The organism is Nonlabens tegetincola (assembly GCF_002117085.1).
Lineage (GTDB): Bacteria > Bacteroidota > Bacteroidia > Flavobacteriales > Flavobacteriaceae > Nonlabens > Nonlabens tegetincola.
In genome coordinates this window covers 599,308-618,382 of sequence record NZ_CP019342.1, presented here as the reverse complement: position 1 = coordinate 618,382, position 19,075 = coordinate 599,308, and the positions used below count along the sequence as shown (strand labels likewise).

The window sequence follows — 19,075 nt, the reverse complement described above, 5'->3', positions numbered from 1 at the left end:
TGCTTGAATCCTGTAGATTGTTGCCGCAATCGCAGGATTTTTTTTATATAAATTGATATGCTGGTAAAGTCAAAAACTCCTCAAAATCTGGATTCTCCACCAACTGTGTATAAATTTCGATTGCTTTATCTAATCGGTTATTCGGTATTTTACTGAATATCTCTTTGAGCTTGTTTACTTCATCATTAAAAAGCTCGGTATACAAGGTTTTATTTAAAACACGATGATCATCTAATCGAACTTCATTTTTCAACCATTGCCACAATTGTGTCCTTGAAATTTCGGCAGTTGCAGCATCTTCCATTAGATTATAAAGTGCTACTGCGCCGTGACCTCTCAACCATGCCTCAGTATATAGAATACCTACATTGATGTTTTTACGTACTCCTTTTTCTGTTACTGATCCTTTAGGCAACTCAACTAAGTCTGCTTCATTTATCGTAAGGTCTTCAAGTAGGCGATCTAATTGATTTTCCTTAGGCATGTGCTTATCAAACTCATCCATTGCTATTTGTACTAGAGCAGGATGTGCAACCCAGGTACCATCATGACCGTTTTTAACCTCGCGCTCTTTATCCTTACGCACCTTTTCTAGTGCAGCTGCATTTGCCTCGTCATCATTCTTAATAGGAATTTGAGCAGCCATACCACCGATAGCTAGAATACCTCGCTTATGACATCTTTGAATAACTAATTTTGAATAGGCATCCATTAATGGAGATGTCATGGTAACCTTATCGCGATCTGGAACTATAAAATCTTTATGATTTCTAAATTTTTTGATATATGAAAAAATATAATCCCATCGACCACAATTCAATCCTACTATATGATCACGTAATTCGTAAATAATTTCATCTAATTGAAAGCTCGCCGTAATAGTCTCTACCAGCACAGTAGCTTTGAAAGTTCCTAGTGGTACTTCTAGGTACGCTTCCGCGAAAGCGAACACATCATTCCACCATGTAGCCTCTTCATAATGCTCAAGTTTAGGTAAATAGAAATAAGGTGCACTACCCTTTTTCAGAAGCACTTGCGTATTGTGAAAAACGTATAGGCCAAAATCAATAAGACTACCAGATGAAACCTGATCTCCAAACATCAAATGGCGCTCCTCTAGGTGCAGTCCACGCGGACGTACAAGAAGAACTGCGGGACATTCATTGAGGTTATAAGATTTACCAGTTTTAGGATGTGTGTATGAAATAGTTCTTTGATTGGCATCTCTAAGATTTTGTTGCCCTTGCATGTTGTTGTCCCATGTAGGAGAATTACTGTCCTCTAGATCTGCCATAAAAGTGCGCGCTCCAGAATTAAGAGCATTTATAATCATTTTTCTATCCACAGGACCTGTAATTTCTACACGTCTATCTCTTAAATCACTGGGAATAGTTCCTGCTCTCCAGTCAGAATTTCTAATATGGGAAGTTTCCTGAGGAAAGGAAGGAAAATTGCCTTTATTAAAATATTCCTGTGTAGCTTTTCTTTTATCAAGCAGTTCGATACGTCTTTCATTGAATCGGTGATGAAGCACCGATAAGAAATCTAAAGCTTCATCGGTTAAAACATCATTATAATGATTAGTAACCTGAGGATCAAAAGATACTGCCGGAGCTTGAGCTATTAAATTTGTCATGTCTTGTAGATTTGATTCCAAAACTAAATCAAAGAATTTTATAAAACAAGCGAACGTTCGCTAAATATGAATATTTTCTATTAACACCTTATTCTCAAAATGATTATTTTTGAAATATGAAGGAAGATTATATCAAATTGATTTTTGGGCTTAAGCTACGCCAAATAAGGAATGACAAGGATTTATCTCTTTATGGATTATCTAAATTGAGTGGACTTTCAAAATCTTATTTAAATGAGATAGAAAACGGTAAAAAGTACCCTAAACCAGATAAAATTGTGCTGCTTGCCGAAAAATTAGAAGTTCCTTATGATCAACTAGTATCTCTTAAGTTAGATAAAAAACTTGCACCTATAGGTCGATTATTAGAGTCTAATGTATTTAAGGAAATTCCTTTGGAGCTTTTTGGAATTAAGGAGCGACACCTTATAGAACTCGTTTCCAACGCTCCTGATAAGGTAAGTGCTTTTATAAGCACAATCATTGAAATAGCTCAACATTATAATTTTAGTAAAGAGAGTTTTTACTTAGCTTCATTGAGATCTTACCAAGAGGCCAATTATAACTATTTTAAACATCTTGAGGATGAAGCAACATCAATAGCAAATAGGTTTCAAATAAATTTGTCTTCGTCGATCAAATCAGAAGATTTAAAAGAAATTTTAATTGAAGAGTATCATTATAAAATTAATGCAGAGGCGTTAGGACATCAACATGGTTTAGAAAACTTAAGATCTGTTTTTGTACCAAAAAGTAAAACACTACTTGTACACCATGAAGTGGATGAATCACAACGCACTTTCATATATGCAAAGGAGTTAGCCTACCAACATCTTAAAATTGAACAGCGTGTCAATACGTTCCCATGGCTTAGTTTTGATTCTTTTGATCCTGTTTTAAATAATTTTTACGCGTCCTATGTAGCAGGTGCTCTTATTTTAAGCAAGCAAATTCTTGATATCAAGCTAAAAGCAATATTTGAAAAGGATACTTTTGATAAATCTGCCTTTTTACAACTCATAAATAGTTTTAACGCATCTCCTGAATCCTTTTACCAAAGGCTAACGAACATTTTACCAGCATCTTTCGGAATTAAAAATTTATTTTTTCTTAGACACACGCATCAAGTAGGTACAGATGATTATTGGCTTAAAAAAGAACTTCACCTTGCTCATCAACATTCTCCTAGGGCCAATGAAACAGATGAACACTATTGTAGAAGGTGGGCTTCCATAAAAGTATTTAAAAAAATTACCTCATCAAATAAGGAACATGAAATGGATATTCAAATTTCAGAGTTTCCAGAACCAGATGTGAAATACTTAATTCTATCATCTGCCACCAAAGATCCTTTTAAGGATGGTCATTACCGCAGTATCACAATAGGTATGTTTATAGATAAAAGTCTAGAAAGAAAAATCAAATTTATTAAAGACCCTTCTTTAAACTCCTATAAAGTAGGTGTAACTTGTGAACGTTGTAGTATCACAGATTGTGACGTACGAAAGTCACCACCGAAACATCTTATTAAACAAGAAAAACACAATCAAGTGGCAAATCTTGTTAGAGAATTAATGCACGAATTTGAATGATTTTAATATCCATTTAAAGTACTCAATTTAGTATATTTACTTTAAAACTTGCTAACTAAGAATAGTGTTATTATGTCTTTATACAACAAATTAAAGTGGATTCTAGGTGTACTTATTGTTTTCGTTTTAATCATCGCAACCAATCTAATTGATAAGAACAACTTTACACGTGTTCGTGATTCGGTGGTTACTATTTATGAAGACAGAATAATAGCAAGCGATTTGATTTTTGAATTACAGCAATCCATACATGAAAAAGAGGTTGCTATCGTTTTAAGGGATAGTTTGTTTTACAAAAATCAAAACTCAAGAGTAAATCAACATATAGAGTCTTTACTTGCCAGGTACGATGAAACGAAGCTCACCAAAAAAGAATCCAAAATTTACAAAAATTTAAAAAGCAACCTGGCAGATTTAATGACTCTAGAAAACAAGAATACCTCCATTAACCTCCTAAATAAGAATGAGATTCTAGCAAAAATTGATAATCTTAAATCTAATTTGAGTGATTTGTCTAAAGTACAATTGGACGAAGGTGGAAAACAAATGTCAATAAGCAGAAAAGCTCTAGACACTGTCGAATTTTTTACTCAATTAGAAATTTGTATTCTAGTTGTCCTTGCTATTGTGATACAACTAATTGTAATGTATAATCCTAAAAAAACAGAGTGAGGAAGTTTTGCCCTTCCATATAAAATCGAATTATATGAAAGGACATAATTATTTATTTATAAGTAACTAGGATATCAGTAACTTTTTGAAGATCTGTTTCATTAATTTCTGTTTTTGGTGCTAAAGGAAAAATCTGTTTCCCAGGTCTACTTATGAATGCAGCACGCCATCCAGCCCAAAGTGCGCCAGCAACATCCCATCCGTGAGCTGCAATTAGCATCGCTTCATTTGGCTTTATCCCCATCTTCCTCGCTCCCCATTCATACGTCTCTCTGAATGGTTTAAATTTTCCAATATCTTCGACACTTAACCTTTCGTCAAAGAAATCAGTGAGTCCAGCGCTTTCAAATTGTTTTTTAACTCCTGCATTCGAGGAATTAGTAAATGATACTAATTTGTAACCATCATTTTTTAAATCTGCTAAAGCATTTTTTACATCAGGATGTGCAGGTAAACCTCTTAAAGCTTCAACTATTACTTCACGCGCTTGCGATTCGGTAATATCAATCCCATTATTCTTTGCTACCATTTGTAAGGCTGCAGCGCCTATGTAACCAAAATGTTCATACTGACCACTCGCTGTTGTTACTAAGGAGTATTGTAACATTGTAGTGAACCATAAGGACAAAAGATCGTCTCTTCCATTTAAAGCTTTACCAACCTGCGTTTTCATTTGTGTCAAATCCAGTAATGTTTCATTAACATCAAAAAACAACACCTTAGGTCGTTCTAAATTTTCGGTTTTCATAGGATTCCAGTTTGGGGCTGAGTTTATTAAGCTAGGTAGCATCATTGATGATGCTCCCATCATACTCAAGTTTTTAATAAAGTTTCTTCTGTTAGTCATAATCTAGATAAAATTTAAGTAGGCACACAACAATGTGTACCTACTTAAAATAGGTTTACTTATTTTTTTTCCAATCAAATTTCGCAAAACCTTCATCTAGCTTGGTTTCTGCAATGTGATTAGTATAATTACTAATCACTTTTTGGGATAAACCTAAGATTATATCAAGTAAGTTCTTTTGATTATATCCTGCTGCATAAAAATCTTGTAAGGTTTTTTCATCGATAAAACCTCTATTTCGTACAATTGCAAGAGTTGTATTGCGCAAAGTTTCCAATTTAGCAGATGGCAATTCAGATTCATTACGTAGGGCTTCAATGATTTCATCATCCACTTTCATTGCTTTTGCTATTGCTGTATGAGCTGGAACACAGTAATGGCACTCATGCTCTACGTTAATCGTTTGCCATACCACAGTTAACTCTTCATCATTGAATGATGATGAAGCAAAAAGTTCATGTAGATTTTGATATGCTTCTAAAAGATTAGGTGATTCAGCTAGTACTCCATGTAAATTTGGAACGTATCCATAAGCTTTTTGCGACTTTTCAAGAAGAGCCTTACTCTTCTCTGGAGCACTCTCGATTGTGTGAATTTCTAAGATTTCTGATTTTTGACTTGTATTCATAATTTGCAATTTTTATAACTAACCAAACGGTTAGTTATAGATTAAAAAATTTATATTGAGTTAAATATTTGTTCGATGTAATTTTCTAATTGATCTCTATCAAAAACTCTTGAGGCACTGGACAAACCAAACATAGCAATCAACAAATAATCTGATTGTTGATTAATTGTTTCGACTGTTCTTGAACTATCTTTACTTAACGCATTAGCAAAAATGTCTTTCACTCCTAAGGTAAAGTTTACCAAAGCATTCTTTATTTCTGGAGCAGCCTTATCTCCTAATTCGTTTTTTGTATTGGTAATCAAACAACCATTTTTGTTGTTACCTCTTTGTGAAAATGAAAGGAATTTATAGAAGTAATTTTTAATCGCTTGCTTTCCATTCTTTCCTTTTTCTATTTCAGTTAACAAGCTGTTCAATTGCTCTTGATAACATTTAATACTGGCTAACAAAAGACCTTGTTTACTGCCAAAGCTTGAATAAATGGAAAATTTATTGATTCCCATTTCCTTCTCCAGCATATGCATCGAGGTAGTTTCAAAACCATTACGCCAAAAAAGATTCATCGCCTTCTCTAGCACATCACTTTCGTTATATTCTTTAATTCTTGGCATTTTAAACAAAGTTGAATACAAAACTAAACAATCGTTTAGAAACAACATACAAATTAACGTTACTTTAATCTAATAGCACTATATAACCTTAGAATATCACAAGCTCCAAGTTTTGCATGTTTATTTTATAGTAATCATTGTACTTTTAGGCCTTTAATACTTCAATATGGAAAATGTAATTAATTTTTTATCTGAATTATCGTGGTATTGGTACCTAGTTGTATTTATTATCCTAGTAGCGCTTTACGATTTATTCAATCGCAAGCATATTATACTACGTAATTTTCCAGTGGTAGGTCACATACGCTACTGGCTAGAAAGTATAGGTCCAGAATTAAGGCAGTACATAGTGGCAAATAACAGAGAAGAACTACCCTTTAATCGAATTGAAAGAGGTTGGATTTATGCTAGTGCAAAAAACGAAAACAACTATGAAGGATTCGGTACTGATCGAGATATACATTCTCATCAATATATATTTGTTAATAATGCAATGATGCCTTTTAAAGTTGAAGAGGATCATATTTCCAAACGCAAACCAGAATTTGTTCCTTGTGCTAAGGTTATAGGTGCTTCAAAAAATAGAAAAAGACCATATAGACCAGCAAGCGTTATAAACATCAGTGCCATGAGTTATGGATCTCTTAGCGCCAAAGCAGTTGACGCCATGAATCAAGGTGCAAAAAAAGTTAATGCATATCACAACACTGGTGAAGGTGGCCTTTCTCCCTATCATAAAAGAGGAGCCGATGTAGTCTTTCATTTTGGAACTGGATATTTCGGTGTACGTGATAAAGAAGGTAATTTTTCCATGGAACACATGAAAAAATTAGTCGCAGACAACCCACAAATACGTGCAATCGAGGTCAAGTTATCACAAGGAGCTAAACCTGGAAAAGGTGGCGTGCTTCCTGGATCAAAGATAAGTAAGGAAATAAGTGAGATACGTAATGTACCTATGGGTAAAGATGTATTATCTCCGCCTACTCACAGTGCCTTTGACGGTATTGAAGGTTTAATTGAATTTGTTGAGGATATCGCCCGAGAAACCGGACTACCAGTTGGTATAAAAGCAGCTATCGGTAAGCTTGCTCAATGGGAACAACTTGCAGACATCATGCAAGCTACAGGAAAAGGACCCGATTTTATAACTGTTGATGGCGGTGAAGGTGGTACTGGAGCGGCGCCGCCTAGTTTTGCAGATCATGTTTCACTTCCATGGGTACATGGATTTGCAGATTTATATCAAGTATTTAATAAACGAGGCATGGCAAATGACATCGTCTTTATTGCAAGTGGTAAATTAGGGTTTCCGGCAAAAGCAGCTATGGCATTCTCAATGGGTGCCGATGTGATTAACGTAGCACGTGAAGCGATGATTGCAATAGGATGTATACAAGCGCAGGCATGTCATAACAATACCTGTCCTACTGGAATAGCAACTCAAAATAAATGGCTACAACGTGGAATAGTGGTTCCTGAAAAGGCAGATCGACTGGCAAGTTACTTTACTAAGTTTAATAAAGAACTACTAGAAATTACCCATGCTTCAGGATATGAGCATCCTTGTCAATTTAACATGGAAGATGTTGATATTTCATTGGGTGATATGAATCTCACACAAACTTTAGAACATACCTATAGATACAGAAAGACTCCAGTAGATTATATCGGTTTATCAAAAATGGAAAATTGTCCCTATTTAGGAGGCAAATAAATACTTTCAAATAGGTTCTTGATCAAATCAATTTTGATAAAGATATCTGGTTAATAGAATACAATTACTGGACTACAAGTGCGTTATTTATTTTAAATTCGCCTGAACTATTTTAAAACTAAAACAACTTCAATGGACAACATTCTTCCACAGGTCTTTTTATCTTTATTACCAGCTGCCATAGTAGGATTTGTAGCATACATATCTATCGCTTCATTTATGAAAAATGAAGAACGCCGTCGCAGGTTTTTAACCGTTAGAGAGTCGCAAGGAAAAACATTACCTACCCGCATGAGTGCCTATGAAAGAATGACTCTTTTTCTAGAACGTATTAAACCAGCCAATATCGTTGTACGCACAAAACCTGGTAATCTATCAAAAAGTGATTACGAGCAGTTACTGGTAAATACCATTGAGCAAGAATTTGAACACAATATTGCTATGCAAATTTATGTGAGTGAAGAATGCTGGAATATTATAAGAGCTGCAAAAAACACAACCATTCAACAAATAAGACAAGTAGCTCTCAAAGAAAAAAATTCATCGGCGGCAGAGTTGCGTAGTGCGTTACTCAACGATCTTATGGACAAACGATCTCCTAGTTCTACAGCGCTAAGTTTTGTGAGAGAAGAAGTAAGCAATCTATTCTAATCAAGATCAACTTTAAAATTTAACAACCTTTTTCAAAACTATTTTTGTTTAAGTATTAATTTTATAACTTAAACAAATGTTTTGAAATTATATCAGCATCACGCTACACAAAAACTACCGATAACTTTAGATCAGGCATGGGAATTCCTTACCGATGCCAATAATTTAAAGTTACTCACTCCACCAGAATTACAAATGAAAGTTCTATACGGGACTGATCGCGGCATGTATCCTGGGCAGCTTATAGAGTATTCAGTAAAACCACTTCCTTTCTATAGAACTAATTGGGTTACACACATTACTCAAGTAGAACACAAAAAATTTTTTGTTGATGAACAAATGTATGGTCCATATGCTACCTGGCACCATGTACATTTCATTAAAGAAATACCAGGTGGTACTTTGATGGAGGATCTTATACATTACCGATTACCATTGGGAATTTTAGGAAAATTAGGAGCTCCATTGGTAAAGAAAAAGCTTGAAGAGATATTCCGCTTTCGCGAAAGCGCACTCATTAACCATTTTGGTTCGTTCAAAGAAACGACCGCACCTGAGAACAAATCCGTAAGTAAACATCAAATATTAAATTAACATGTCTAAAAATATATTATTAATAGGCGGAAGCCATGGAATAGGAAATGCCATTGTACAACACATGCATCAAGACTATAATCTATTTGTAGCATCTAGAGAAAATGAGAATTTACCAGACAATGTCACACATATATCATTTGATGCGACAACAGACGAGCTTGATGTAAGTCAACTACCAGAAAGTTTAGACGGATTTGTGTATTGTCCCGGCAGTATCAACCTTAAGCCATTTAAAATGCTTAAACAAGAACATTTTGAAGATGATATGAATATAAATTTCTTTTCACTTCTTAAAGTTACGAGAACCGTTCTTCCACTATTAACTAAAGATGGTAACAGCAGTATTGTTTACTTTTCAACCGTAGCAGTAGGAACAGGAATGCCTTTTCACACAAGTGTAGCTGCCGCAAAAGGCGCTATAGAAGGATATGCTAAAGCTCTTGCTGCAGAATATGCTCCAACCGTAAGAGTTAATGTCGTAGCACCATCTCTCGTTGACACACCACTTGCTGGCAGGTTATTAAACAACGATGCAAAAAAAGAGAAAATGGGTGATTTACATCCTTTGAAAAGAGTAGGAACTGCTGATGATATTGCCAGTATAACTAAATTTTTATTAGAACAAAATAATGGTTGGATCACAGGTCAAGTTATAGGAGTTGACGGCGGTAAATCCACTTTAAATTTAGGTAATTAATGTCTCGTAAGGTAAATGTATTTTGGTTTCGCAGGGATTTAAGACTAGATGACAACGCTGGTTTTACTGAGGCTTTGAAGGGCGATCTACCCGTTTTACCCGTCTTTATTTTTGACAAAAACATTCTTGATAAATTACCTGAAGACGATGCTAGAGTGACTTTCATTTTTGAACAATTACAAGGTATGCGTAATGAGCTTCAGGAAAAGCACGGTAGCTCGATAGCCATTTTATACGATGATCCAGAAAGTGCTTGGAATGAATTGCTGAAGGATTTTGATGTTAATGCTGTTTATACTAATCGCGATTACGAACCCTATGCCAAAGAGCGTGATGAAAAAGTTCAAAAGCTCCTGAGTAATAAAAATATTGAATTCAATACGTTCAAGGATCAAGTTATATATGAAAAGGATGAAGTTGTTAAAGCAGATGGTGATCCCTATGTAGTTTACACTCCATATAAAAACAAATGGTTAGAACAATTTAGAAAAGACGTAGGACAAGGTAAAGACATCACAACATACAACACTGGTTATTATTTAAAAAACTGTATCGAGCATAGTAGATTACCTAATGTGAGCCTGGCAGATATGGGATTTAAAAAATCCAGTATCGATGTTACCGACTATAGAGTGACTAAAAAGCTATTATCTGAATATGAATCTACTCGTAATTTTCCTGCTAAGCACTACGGTACTTCTAGGTTAGGTCCTTATTTAAGATTTGGAATGGTGAGCGTGAGAAAAATGGTAGCAAATGCAGATCATGTAGAGAACAAAACATTTTTATCAGAGCTTATTTGGAGAGAGTTCTTCATGCAAATTTTGTATCATTTTCCACATACTAAAGACGAAGCGTTCAAATCAAAGTACGACCGTATCGAATGGCGCAATAATGAAGATGAATTTGAAAAATGGAAAAACGGTCAAACAGGATATAAATTAGTTGACGCAGGAATGAGAGAACTTAATGCTACTGGATATATGCATAATAGAGTTCGCATGCTTGTAGCAAGTTTCTTGTGTAAACATCTATTAATAGACTGGCGCTGGGGCGAGACCTATTTTGCCGAAAAATTATTAGATTATGAAATGAGTTCAAATGTAGGTAATTGGCAATGGGCTGCTGGTAGCGGTGTAGATGCTGCTCCTTACTTTAGAATATTCAATCCAATAACACAAAAGGATAAATTTGATAAACAACGAGAGTATATCAATGAATGGGTACCTGAACACGATACTGATAAATATCCAGAAATGATGGTAGATCACAAAGAAGCCAGAGAACGTTGTCTTAAAACCTATAAAGAAGCTGTATCCTAACAATTGAAGCTTGATGAGATTAATATCGTGTGGTTTAAGCGGGATCTTCGTTTACAAGATCATCTGCCTTTAAAAAATGCACTTCAAGAAGATGTCCCTACTCTACTGCTGTATATTTTGGAACCTATAATATTGAATGACGTTCATTACAGTGAACGTCATTTTACTTTTATAAAACAAAGTCTTGAAGATTTAAACCGTACCCTTTATAACTATAATACCAGGATATTATGTGTTAAAGGTGATGCTAGTTTAACTTTCAATAAGCTATCTAGTTTATTTAATATAACCACCGTTTACTCACATCAAGAAACTGGAATTTACAGTACATATGAGCGAGATATACAAGTAGGTAAATTATTAAAAGATAAAGGTATACGGTGGAATGAATCTATCTCTAATGGAGTTATAAGAGGTATATCAAATAGAAAAACCTGGAAAGATCAATGGATTGAATACATGAATGATGATCTACAACATCCTGTATTTAATAATTCTATGGTAGTACATAAAGACAGTGTTTCCCAATTGAGCAACCATTTCAATACTTTCAGCCTAACCTATAAGGAATGTGCTAATATTCAAAAAGGTGGAACGACCACCGGTTTGAAATACTTTAATTCCTTTTTAAAGGATCGTATAACAGGCTACAATAAAAACTATTCAAAACCATTGACCAGCAGATTACACAGTAGTAGGTTAAGTCCATACATAGCTTGGGGTAACCTAAGTATGCGTATGGTAGTTCAAACTGCTGCAAGTAAAAAAAATACTATTAAGGACTTACGTAATCTTAACTCATTTCTTTCAAGATTAAGATGGCAGGCTCACTTCATCCAGAAATTTGAAATGGAATTTCAAATGCAATGGCGCAGTCTTCATCCCGCTTATAGAAATTTGGGTAAGAAAACAGATGAAAGATTAGTAAAGGCATGGAAAACTGGTCAAACCGGCTATCCACTGGTAGATGCTGCCATGAGGTGTCTTATAGATACGGGATTTATCAATTTTAGACTGCGAGCCATGCTTACCAGTTTTTTTGTTTTTCATCTATGGCAACCTTGGCAAAATGCGAGCCCACATCTCGCCCAACATTTCTTAGATTTTGAACCTGGAATTCATTTTCCTCAATTACAAATGCAAGCAGGAGTAACAGGCATCAATATTATTAGAATCTACAATCCTATCAAGAACAGTTTAGACCATGATCCAAATGCAACCTTTATTAAAAAATGGGTTCCAGAATTGAAAAATTTACCTATTGGATTTATCCATGAACCTTGGAAAATGACTTCCATGGACGAGGCTTTTTATGAATTTAAACTAGGTGAATCTTATCCAAAACCGATTGTTGATGATAAGCTTTCGCGAAAGCGTGCAAGTGATATCCTTTATGGCATCAAAAACTCTATTGCATCCAATTTGGATTCACAAAAAATTATAAAGAAACACACCAATCCAAATCGTAAGGTGTGGAATGGAGATGAAGGATTAAATACAAGTAGCTAGATTTCAGTTCAATAACAACTTAAACAATTGCCCTAGCAAGGCCGTAAGGTTATTTTGGCACGCTGGTTGATATTACTTAATTGTAGTTGACAATGAAGTCCTACATCTAAACTTACAACTATGAACAAGCTCATTACTTTACTACTATTATTGGTAGGATCAGGTGTAAGCCAAGCCGAAAAACTAGAAGATCATCGTAGTTACAACTTTGATGATAGAATTATTTTTGTTGAAGGAGGCATTGAATTTGCTGTGTTCCCAGATGGACAATTTGACTTCAATTTTTTAGACTACGGTCCTCAATCTAGCGTCAATATAAACACGCCTAATATTAATATATCCTTTAATACAGGTTATGATTACGACCGTTATGTACAATATGATAATTACGGAGCGGTAATACAAGTAGAAAGTGTTCCTATTTATTATGATGGCTATGGTAGAATTATACAAGCAGGCGATGTGTTTATAAATTACCGTAATGGATGGGTAAATCGTGTAGGAAGCTTATCTGTGTTCTATAATCGTCCAGGAGTTATTGTAAGAACAGCTGGCTTTATTAATTCTTTTAATCGCGTTTATGTTTATAGGCCATGGCACAGGTTTTATGCTATTCCAATAGTTGATAGATGTATTGTATGGAACAATCCTTACAGATTGTATTATAATCCAATTAGATTTTCTTGGAACTACCACCGTACTTACTGGAGAAGTCCGAATTATTATAACGGTTGCTTTGTACGTAATAACGTGAGACGTAACTTTTATAGACCTAACGATCGTGTACGATTAAGAAGCTTTGAAAGAGGTCGTAGAGATTCTCGTGGTCGCGCAATAGCTATAAACAACCGAGGTCGTAACGAAAGAGCTGCAATTTCAAGAGGAAGAACAACTGTAAATCGTACAGCTACCTCATCAACACGACGCAGTAATGCTACTCGTAGTTCAAATAATAATAGAAATACTGCCATTACAGGACGTAGTTCTAGTAGGTCTAATGAAAGAGCAACACGATCAACTCGCAGCTCAAGAAATACAACTTTAGGTACAACTAATAGAAATTCCAGAGTAGAATCTAGATCAAATAGAACTGCTAGAATCACGAATAATTCAGAATCAAACAGGTCCAACGATCGAATCGCAAACTCTAGAAGTACCCGAACTAATCGAGTAGCTCCTACAAGATCTAATAGGTCCACTAGAGCAACAAGCTCTAACAGATCTAGTAGACCAACTAATGCTAGAAGCACAAGAGGAAACTCGAGAGCAAAGAGCACTAACTCCAGTAGATCAAAAAGATCAAATAATACTAGTTCTTCTAGATCTCGTAGTGGCCGCAGATCTTAAATAAAAAATAGTGAAGTTGTAACTGCCTGAGCAATCAGGCAGTTTTTTTTATTCTATACTTTTGGTATAAACCAGTAAGTTCATAGCTCACCTTACCTTTTAAAATAGCTAGTATGTAATAAGCTGTGATTAAAATGCTTTTAAGTGCTATGTTGAGATATACATTTAAACTAAAATCCCAAAATACAAATAGAAGTATCCCAACAATTACTATCAGTAGTGATTTCCAGGTTTGTGGTGTCCAGGGATGAATGTAAAGTCTGTGATAAACGTAAAGGACTTTTGCAAGAGAATAACTCAAGTAGGCAACACATGTTGCAATGGCAGCACCAACCAATCCATAAATAGGAATAAGCCAAATGTTTAATCCTACGGCGACTAGTACCAAACACAAACCCATCCAAAGTGTCACTCTATATAAGTTAGTATTATATAATATTGCATTATTACTTCCTAAAAGTGATTCAGAAAATTTAACCAAACTTATCAAGTACACTACCGGTATCGCAATACTAAATTCAGGTTCCAGTAGTTTGTAAAACTCATTTACATTACAAACAATTATTAAAAGTAAAAAACCAGATACGATGCTTAAGTTAAGAGAACTACGTTTATATAATTTCTCTAAATCTGTGGTGTTGTTAGCAGCATAATAACTAGCAACTAGTGGATGTAAAACTTGCGCCATTCCTCGAGCAGGCACTGCTATAACCGCAGCAATAAAAATCGCGACATTATAATAAGCAATATTCTCAATTTCATTAAATTGATTGAGCATTCCTTTATCTAAATCTAACATGGCCGTTCCTACCGATCCTGCTATAATCATAAATAAGGAATAAGTAATTAGTTCCTTAGTAGCTAGTAATTTACCCCAACGCCATTTTGGATAATAAATTCTATAAGCCACAATCTTCATGAGAAAAGCTCTCAAAGCATAAATAAGAACTAGACTATAGATAAATTGAACTTGCGTAATGATTTGGGTTGCTACAAGAATAAGCATGACAGTAGCAGATAACCTATAAAAAACTTCTTTAAGGAAATTGCCACCTATTGTCTTCATGTGCACTTTGGACCAAGCATAAAAAATTTCGAAGTAACCTTGAAAAACAGCTATTAAAGGAATCGTCCAAAGAAAATCACCTGTTATCTGATTTTCTCTAGAAATGAAAAGCCTTGCTTGGTCTTGATTGAAGTATAGCAAAACGAAGAAAGGTATAATTATCAATAATGGCCAAAAGAGCATTTGTGTAAGAAAAACATCTTTCTCCTTTTTAGTCTTAAAATGAGCAAAGTTTTTTACGATAGTGTTGTGAATCCCAAAAGACATAAGTGGAAATAGCAGAAATGCCATGGATAATACATAACCCCATAATCCATAATATTCGTCATCTAAATAAGTAGTGGCTAGTAATAATACATTAACAGCTCCTAGTAAAAAACCAGCTCCTGTGATGCCAAAATTCCACGCGCTATGTTTAATTACTATTCCCATACCTCATTTATCAATTGATTCAAACTATGCGTAAGATTCTTACGATGGAACTGCTCGATATCAGTTGCATCAATCCCAGTATTCTTATTTTCTAAATAATCATTAAATCTAGAAAGAATATAGTTTTTAAGATCTTGTTTAGCATCATAGGTGAAAAAAGAACCAGCTTTTGCCTTCTCTACCCTAGTTTTAATTTCGGCATTAGAAGGTCCAAGGGCAATTATAGGTCTTCTACTAGCCAGGTATTCAAATAACTTACCAGGTACTATGGCTTGTGTGTCCTTAGAATCTATTTCAATAAGTAATAATAACTGAGTTGACTTCATTAGGCTGTATGCCACATCATGTTTAACATAACCATGGTTTTCGAGATAAGAATCCAGGTTATAATCCTTAATACTTTTTAATATTTCATTACTTACATTTCCTGCAAGTACTAGTTTGAAATGAGATTTAAACAACTCGTTTTCATGAGTCAATTCTAATAGAACTTGCCATAACACATTTGGATTACGATCAGAAAGCAAGGTCCCTATATGAGACATGGTAAATGCACCAGGCGGCTGCTGAGTCATTGAGTTTACAGCCCTATCAAATCCATTGGTAATTACTCGTATAGGTGTGTGAGTTTTCGTTGCAAACTCTTGTTTAGTATGTTCACTAGTGACTAACAAATGATCACAAGCATCCAGTACCTTTTGTTCTAAGGATTCGTGTTTACGTCTTGCGGTACGAGTAAGTCGTAATGACTTGTGATAACCTATCGTGGTCCATGGATCCCTAAAATCTGCTATCCACTTCAACTGTGACAACATCCTCTTGAGTTCTAATCCAACCAAATGAACAGAGTGCGGCGGTCCTGTTGTTATGATAATGCTGGAATCATTGACTCTATCTCTTAGTTCCTTGACCACGCGATTCTTCCAACCAATTCTTGCGTCTGGTATAAAGAAATTACCTCTTATAAACAAAGCGATTTTTTCTTTCCAGGATGGTTGTTTGTCAAGTATACCACGTTGCAATTTTTTAGTACGCTTTCGCGAAAGCTTACCCAACCACCTACTAGGTTCCGCTATTGGAACTTTTACAATAGATATGTTTTCTGGAACATCGCTATTCAATGAAGAATCAACTACAGGATAATCTGGATTCTCAGGTATGACAACAGTTATATCATAGTTGTAATGCGATAGATATTTTATGAATTTAAGCCAGCGCTGCACTCCTGGACCACCAGCAGGTGGCCAGTAATACGTAACCAGAATTAATGATTTATTCATTATTTACTCTTGCGAAATTCATAAAACAATCCACCTATAAATAACAGTAACAGTAGCGCATTACTTGCCAGCATTATTTTAGTTCCTGTTGCAACAACTTCAGGTTCAAATTTCATTGTTACTTCATGTTTTCCTGCAGGAACAGCAATGGCTCGTAGAGCATAGTTAGCTCTAACTATAGGAACTGTTTTACCGTCAACAGTTGCTTGCCATCCATGAGGATAATACATTTCTGAAAACAACACTACACCATCTTCATTAGATTGAGTAGTATAGGTTAATTTCTCTGGATGATATGAAGTCAATTTAACGGTAGCGGCAGAGTCTAATTTTATAATAGGACTGCCTAACTTTTCATATTGGTCTTTAGTGATGTAGGCGTGATTATCTCCATCCAGATTTTTAAGCTGTAGTATTTCTTCATTTTGATTTTCAACTACTTTTAAATCCTTTACAAACCAAGCAGGACCTAAATTTAATAGATTGCGCTGGGCCAATACTCCTGTACTGTCTTGATCGATCACGTACCTAGCATTTAGCATACTCAACAATTGAATGTTTTGCGCGGTTACTCCAATAGGTCTCGTATTTTCATCTTCAAAATAAAACCTGTGCAAATCGTAAAATCTTCTAGGTTTAGCACCGTGATAACCACCCAAAGCCTTATGAAATTTTGATGCGCGAGCACTAGTCAAGGGGCTCATCAGTAAATCATATACCTTAAAATGCCCTTGATCTTGTTGTATTTGAGCATCAGCTTGTGTGTAGGGTAATGCGTTATCATATTCTCTTGCAGAGACATAGTCCTCTTCATTCACATATTGTAAGTCAAAACTTACTAAGTCAATTAGTATCACCAATGCACAAACAATCAAAGCAACCTTTTCTGTAACTTTTTTCTCGAGTGCCGTATAAATTATAGCAGCCATGATCAAAATACTTACAAGTGCTTTGATAGCATCAGCTCGCATCATATTCAGTCTATCTTTTCTAAGTGCTTCTACAAATAAGGTTCCTAGTTGTTCATTTTGAGCAAAATAACCATCTGACGGACCAGCAAAATCAAATAGTTTACCGCCAAGTAGAATTAGTATCAATAAAAAACCACCAAACCCTGCGGTAGCAAAGAGCAATGCTTTTTTACGTTTAACAGCTAGTGTCTTGTCATTGAAGATATGATATAATCCAACCGCGGCGAGAACAGGCACCAAGAATTCTATAATGACCTGTATGGATGTAACTGCTCTGAATTTATCATAAAATGGTACGTACTGGATAAAGAATTTAGTCAAAAACGAGAAGTTATCCCCATAGGAAAGTAATAATGCTAAAAGGATAGACCCTAATGTCCACCATTTCAATCTTCCTTTAATTAGAAATAAAGCTATAACAGCAAGAAAAACCACGCTTACTCCTAGATAGGCAGGCGCTTCAACTATAGGCTGTGCTCCCCAATAAGTGCTTACATTAGTATTAAGAAACTCTTGGGCATAATTTGCTGGTATTCCTTGCCCCAAAAGATAGTTCATACTTCTTGAGTCAGCATCTGGCGTTGTTCCACTACCACCACCGGCAAAACTTGGAATGATAAGATTTAAGCTTTCACTTAAACCATAACTGTACTCTGTGATATAATCGTAAGGTAAAGCTTGTTGTGGTTCCACGCTTTCGCCTTGAGCATTAATAGAAATAGAAGATGGTCCACGTGTACTTTCCTTAGAATATTCACTGGTTGCCATGAGATTTGCACTGTTTGTACCAAATGCCAATAAAACTGCTACTACCAGTAAACCTGTGCTCTTAAAGAAATGAAGTAATAAACCTTTCCTAATTGCATCAATAAAATAAGCAATTCCTAGAATTACCATTGAAAGCCCTAGGTAATAGGTCATCTGTGGATGGTTAGCCTGTAACTCTAGTCCCATCGCCAGTGCGGTGAGCAGAAAACCCCATAAATAGCGTTTTTGAAAGACTAGTAAAATTCCTGATAGAACAAGTGGGAAATAGCCTATCGCATGGGCTTTGGCATTGTGACCAACGCCTAATATTATAATAAGATAGGTGGAGAATCCAAATGCGAGTGCTCCTATTATCCCTATTTTCCATGGTATGCGCATTACCAGCATTAAAATGTAAAAGGAAATTAAGTAGAGAAAGAGGTAATCTGCCGGACGTGGCAGGAATCTTATGGCCCTATCAATAGTATCAAAAAAATCGTAATCGTATCTTGCTCCTAACTGATAAGTAGGCATACCACCAAAAGCGGAATCGGTCCAATAAATATCCTCACCTTGTGCTCTATAATCCAGTAACTGACTGGCATTACCTTTATATTGAACAATATCGTTTTGGTATAATTTTTTACCGCTTAAAACAGGACTGAAGTAAGCTAAGGCTGCAATTAAAAAAATCGCGATAGCGATAAAGTGCGGCCAGATTTTTTTAAAATCAAGCTTCATGAAGAAGGT

Annotated in this window: 16 protein-coding genes; 9 read left to right on the top strand and 7 right to left on the bottom strand. The window is 35.3% G+C overall.

The window, feature by feature from the left end; translation table 11 throughout:
- Positions 1–43: 43 nt before the first annotated feature.
- Positions 44–1,636: a malate synthase A gene (gene aceB, locus BST91_RS03120; RefSeq protein ID WP_085774415.1), complete on the bottom strand. Its 1,593-nt coding sequence runs from the start codon at positions 1,634–1,636 to the stop codon at positions 44–46.
- A 116-nt stretch (positions 1,637–1,752) separates the two neighbouring features.
- Between aceB and BST91_RS03115 the strand changes: the two genes are divergently transcribed.
- Together BST91_RS03115 and BST91_RS03110 are read left to right on the top strand one after the other, a co-directional pair.
- Positions 1,753–3,228: a helix-turn-helix domain-containing protein gene (locus BST91_RS03115; protein ID WP_085774414.1), complete on the top strand. Its 1,476-nt coding sequence runs from the start codon at positions 1,753–1,755 to the stop codon at positions 3,226–3,228.
- A gap of 72 nt (positions 3,229–3,300) precedes the next feature.
- Complete coding sequence (locus tag BST91_RS03110; RefSeq protein ID WP_085774413.1) at positions 3,301–3,900, top strand: MCP four helix bundle domain-containing protein; 600 nt, start codon at positions 3,301–3,303, stop codon at positions 3,898–3,900.
- Between the two features lie 52 nt (positions 3,901–3,952).
- On the opposite strand, the gene BST91_RS03105 is transcribed toward BST91_RS03110, so the two are convergent.
- Genes BST91_RS03105 through BST91_RS03095 form a run of 3 tightly spaced genes read right to left on the bottom strand, consistent with a single transcriptional unit; the run spans position 3,953 to position 5,989 of the window.
- The gene (locus BST91_RS03105) at positions 3,953–4,747 is read right to left on the bottom strand and encodes a haloacid dehalogenase type II (RefSeq protein WP_085774412.1); all 795 of its coding nucleotides are present in this window, start codon (positions 4,745–4,747) and stop codon (positions 3,953–3,955) included.
- Positions 4,748–4,802: 55 nt separating this feature from the next.
- Positions 4,803–5,375 (bottom strand): carboxymuconolactone decarboxylase family protein, encoded by a 573-nt coding sequence (locus BST91_RS03100; protein WP_085774411.1) that lies wholly within the window; start codon positions 5,373–5,375, stop codon positions 4,803–4,805.
- A gap of 50 nt (positions 5,376–5,425) precedes the next feature.
- On the bottom strand, positions 5,426–5,989 hold the full coding sequence (locus BST91_RS03095) for a TetR/AcrR family transcriptional regulator (protein ID WP_085774410.1): 564 nt from the start codon (positions 5,987–5,989) through the stop codon (positions 5,426–5,428).
- Positions 5,990–6,155: 166 nt separating this feature from the next.
- Between BST91_RS03095 and BST91_RS03090 the strand changes: the two genes are divergently transcribed.
- From BST91_RS03090 to BST91_RS03060, 7 genes are all read left to right on the top strand, one after another.
- Positions 6,156–7,706: an FMN-binding glutamate synthase family protein gene (locus BST91_RS03090; protein WP_085774409.1), complete on the top strand. Its 1,551-nt coding sequence runs from the start codon at positions 6,156–6,158 to the stop codon at positions 7,704–7,706.
- A gap of 132 nt (positions 7,707–7,838) precedes the next feature.
- On the top strand, positions 7,839–8,357 hold the full coding sequence (locus BST91_RS03085) for a DUF7935 family protein (protein ID WP_042278246.1): 519 nt from the start codon (positions 7,839–7,841) through the stop codon (positions 8,355–8,357).
- Between the two features lie 81 nt (positions 8,358–8,438).
- Positions 8,439–8,951 carry an SRPBCC family protein gene (locus BST91_RS03080; protein WP_085774408.1) on the top strand — a complete coding sequence of 171 codons (513 nt, stop codon included), beginning with the start codon at positions 8,439–8,441 and terminating at the stop codon, positions 8,949–8,951.
- A 1-nt stretch (position 8,952) separates the two neighbouring features.
- Complete coding sequence (locus tag BST91_RS03075; RefSeq protein ID WP_085774407.1) at positions 8,953–9,651, top strand: SDR family NAD(P)-dependent oxidoreductase; 699 nt, start codon at positions 8,953–8,955, stop codon at positions 9,649–9,651.
- Positions 9,651–10,973 (top strand): cryptochrome/photolyase family protein, encoded by a 1,323-nt coding sequence (locus BST91_RS03070; protein WP_085774406.1) that lies wholly within the window; start codon positions 9,651–9,653, stop codon positions 10,971–10,973. The genes BST91_RS03075 and BST91_RS03070 overlap by 1 nt, the downstream gene beginning before the upstream one ends.
- A 3-nt stretch (positions 10,974–10,976) precedes the next feature.
- Positions 10,977–12,482 carry a cryptochrome/deoxyribodipyrimidine photo-lyase family protein gene (locus BST91_RS03065; RefSeq protein WP_244895681.1) on the top strand — a complete coding sequence of 502 codons (1,506 nt, stop codon included), beginning with the start codon at positions 10,977–10,979 and terminating at the stop codon, positions 12,480–12,482.
- A 120-nt stretch (positions 12,483–12,602) separates the two neighbouring features.
- The gene (locus BST91_RS03060) at positions 12,603–13,829 is read left to right on the top strand and encodes a hypothetical protein (RefSeq protein WP_085774405.1); all 1,227 of its coding nucleotides are present in this window, start codon (positions 12,603–12,605) and stop codon (positions 13,827–13,829) included.
- 34 nt (positions 13,830–13,863) lie between these two features.
- Here BST91_RS03060 and BST91_RS03055 read toward each other — a convergent pair whose 3' ends face one another.
- Genes BST91_RS03055 through BST91_RS03045 form a run of 3 tightly spaced genes read right to left on the bottom strand, consistent with a single transcriptional unit; the run spans position 13,864 to position 19,066 of the window.
- Positions 13,864–15,327: a lipopolysaccharide biosynthesis protein gene (locus BST91_RS03055; protein ID WP_085774404.1), complete on the bottom strand. Its 1,464-nt coding sequence runs from the start codon at positions 15,325–15,327 to the stop codon at positions 13,864–13,866.
- Positions 15,318–16,607, bottom strand: a complete 1,290-nt coding sequence (locus BST91_RS03050; RefSeq protein WP_085774403.1) for a glycosyltransferase family protein — start codon at positions 16,605–16,607, stop codon at positions 15,318–15,320. The genes BST91_RS03055 and BST91_RS03050 overlap by 10 nt, the downstream gene beginning before the upstream one ends.
- The gene (locus tag BST91_RS03045; protein WP_085774402.1) at positions 16,607–19,066 is read right to left on the bottom strand and encodes a YfhO family protein; all 2,460 of its coding nucleotides are present in this window, start codon (positions 19,064–19,066) and stop codon (positions 16,607–16,609) included. The genes BST91_RS03050 and BST91_RS03045 overlap by 1 nt, the downstream gene beginning before the upstream one ends.
- Positions 19,067–19,075 lie beyond the last annotated feature (9 nt).

Coding starts and splice junctions, on each gene's coding strand:
- BST91_RS03045 (WP_085774402.1), bottom strand. CDS start 19,066: ATGAAGCTTGATTTTAAAAAAATCTGGCCGCACTTTATCGCTATCGCG.
- BST91_RS03105 (WP_085774412.1), bottom strand. CDS start 4,747: ATGACTAACAGAAGAAACTTTATTAAAAACTTGAGTATGATGGGAGCA.
- BST91_RS03050 (WP_085774403.1), bottom strand. CDS start 16,607: ATGAATAAATCATTAATTCTGGTTACGTATTACTGGCCACCTGCTGGT.
- BST91_RS03085 (WP_042278246.1), top strand. CDS start 7,839: ATGGACAACATTCTTCCACAGGTCTTTTTATCTTTATTACCAGCTGCC.
- BST91_RS03110 (WP_085774413.1), top strand. CDS start 3,301: ATGTCTTTATACAACAAATTAAAGTGGATTCTAGGTGTACTTATTGTT.
- BST91_RS03115 (WP_085774414.1), top strand. CDS start 1,753: ATGAAGGAAGATTATATCAAATTGATTTTTGGGCTTAAGCTACGCCAA.
- BST91_RS03100 (WP_085774411.1), bottom strand. CDS start 5,375: ATGAATACAAGTCAAAAATCAGAAATCTTAGAAATTCACACAATCGAG.
- BST91_RS03055 (WP_085774404.1), bottom strand. CDS start 15,327: ATGGGAATAGTAATTAAACATAGCGCGTGGAATTTTGGCATCACAGGA.
- BST91_RS03090 (WP_085774409.1), top strand. CDS start 6,156: ATGGAAAATGTAATTAATTTTTTATCTGAATTATCGTGGTATTGGTAC.
- BST91_RS03095 (WP_085774410.1), bottom strand. CDS start 5,989: ATGCCAAGAATTAAAGAATATAACGAAAGTGATGTGCTAGAGAAGGCG.
- BST91_RS03075 (WP_085774407.1), top strand. CDS start 8,953: ATGTCTAAAAATATATTATTAATAGGCGGAAGCCATGGAATAGGAAAT.
- BST91_RS03070 (WP_085774406.1), top strand. CDS start 9,651: ATGTCTCGTAAGGTAAATGTATTTTGGTTTCGCAGGGATTTAAGACTA.
- aceB (WP_085774415.1), bottom strand. CDS start 1,636: ATGACAAATTTAATAGCTCAAGCTCCGGCAGTATCTTTTGATCCTCAG.
- BST91_RS03060 (WP_085774405.1), top strand. CDS start 12,603: ATGAACAAGCTCATTACTTTACTACTATTATTGGTAGGATCAGGTGTA.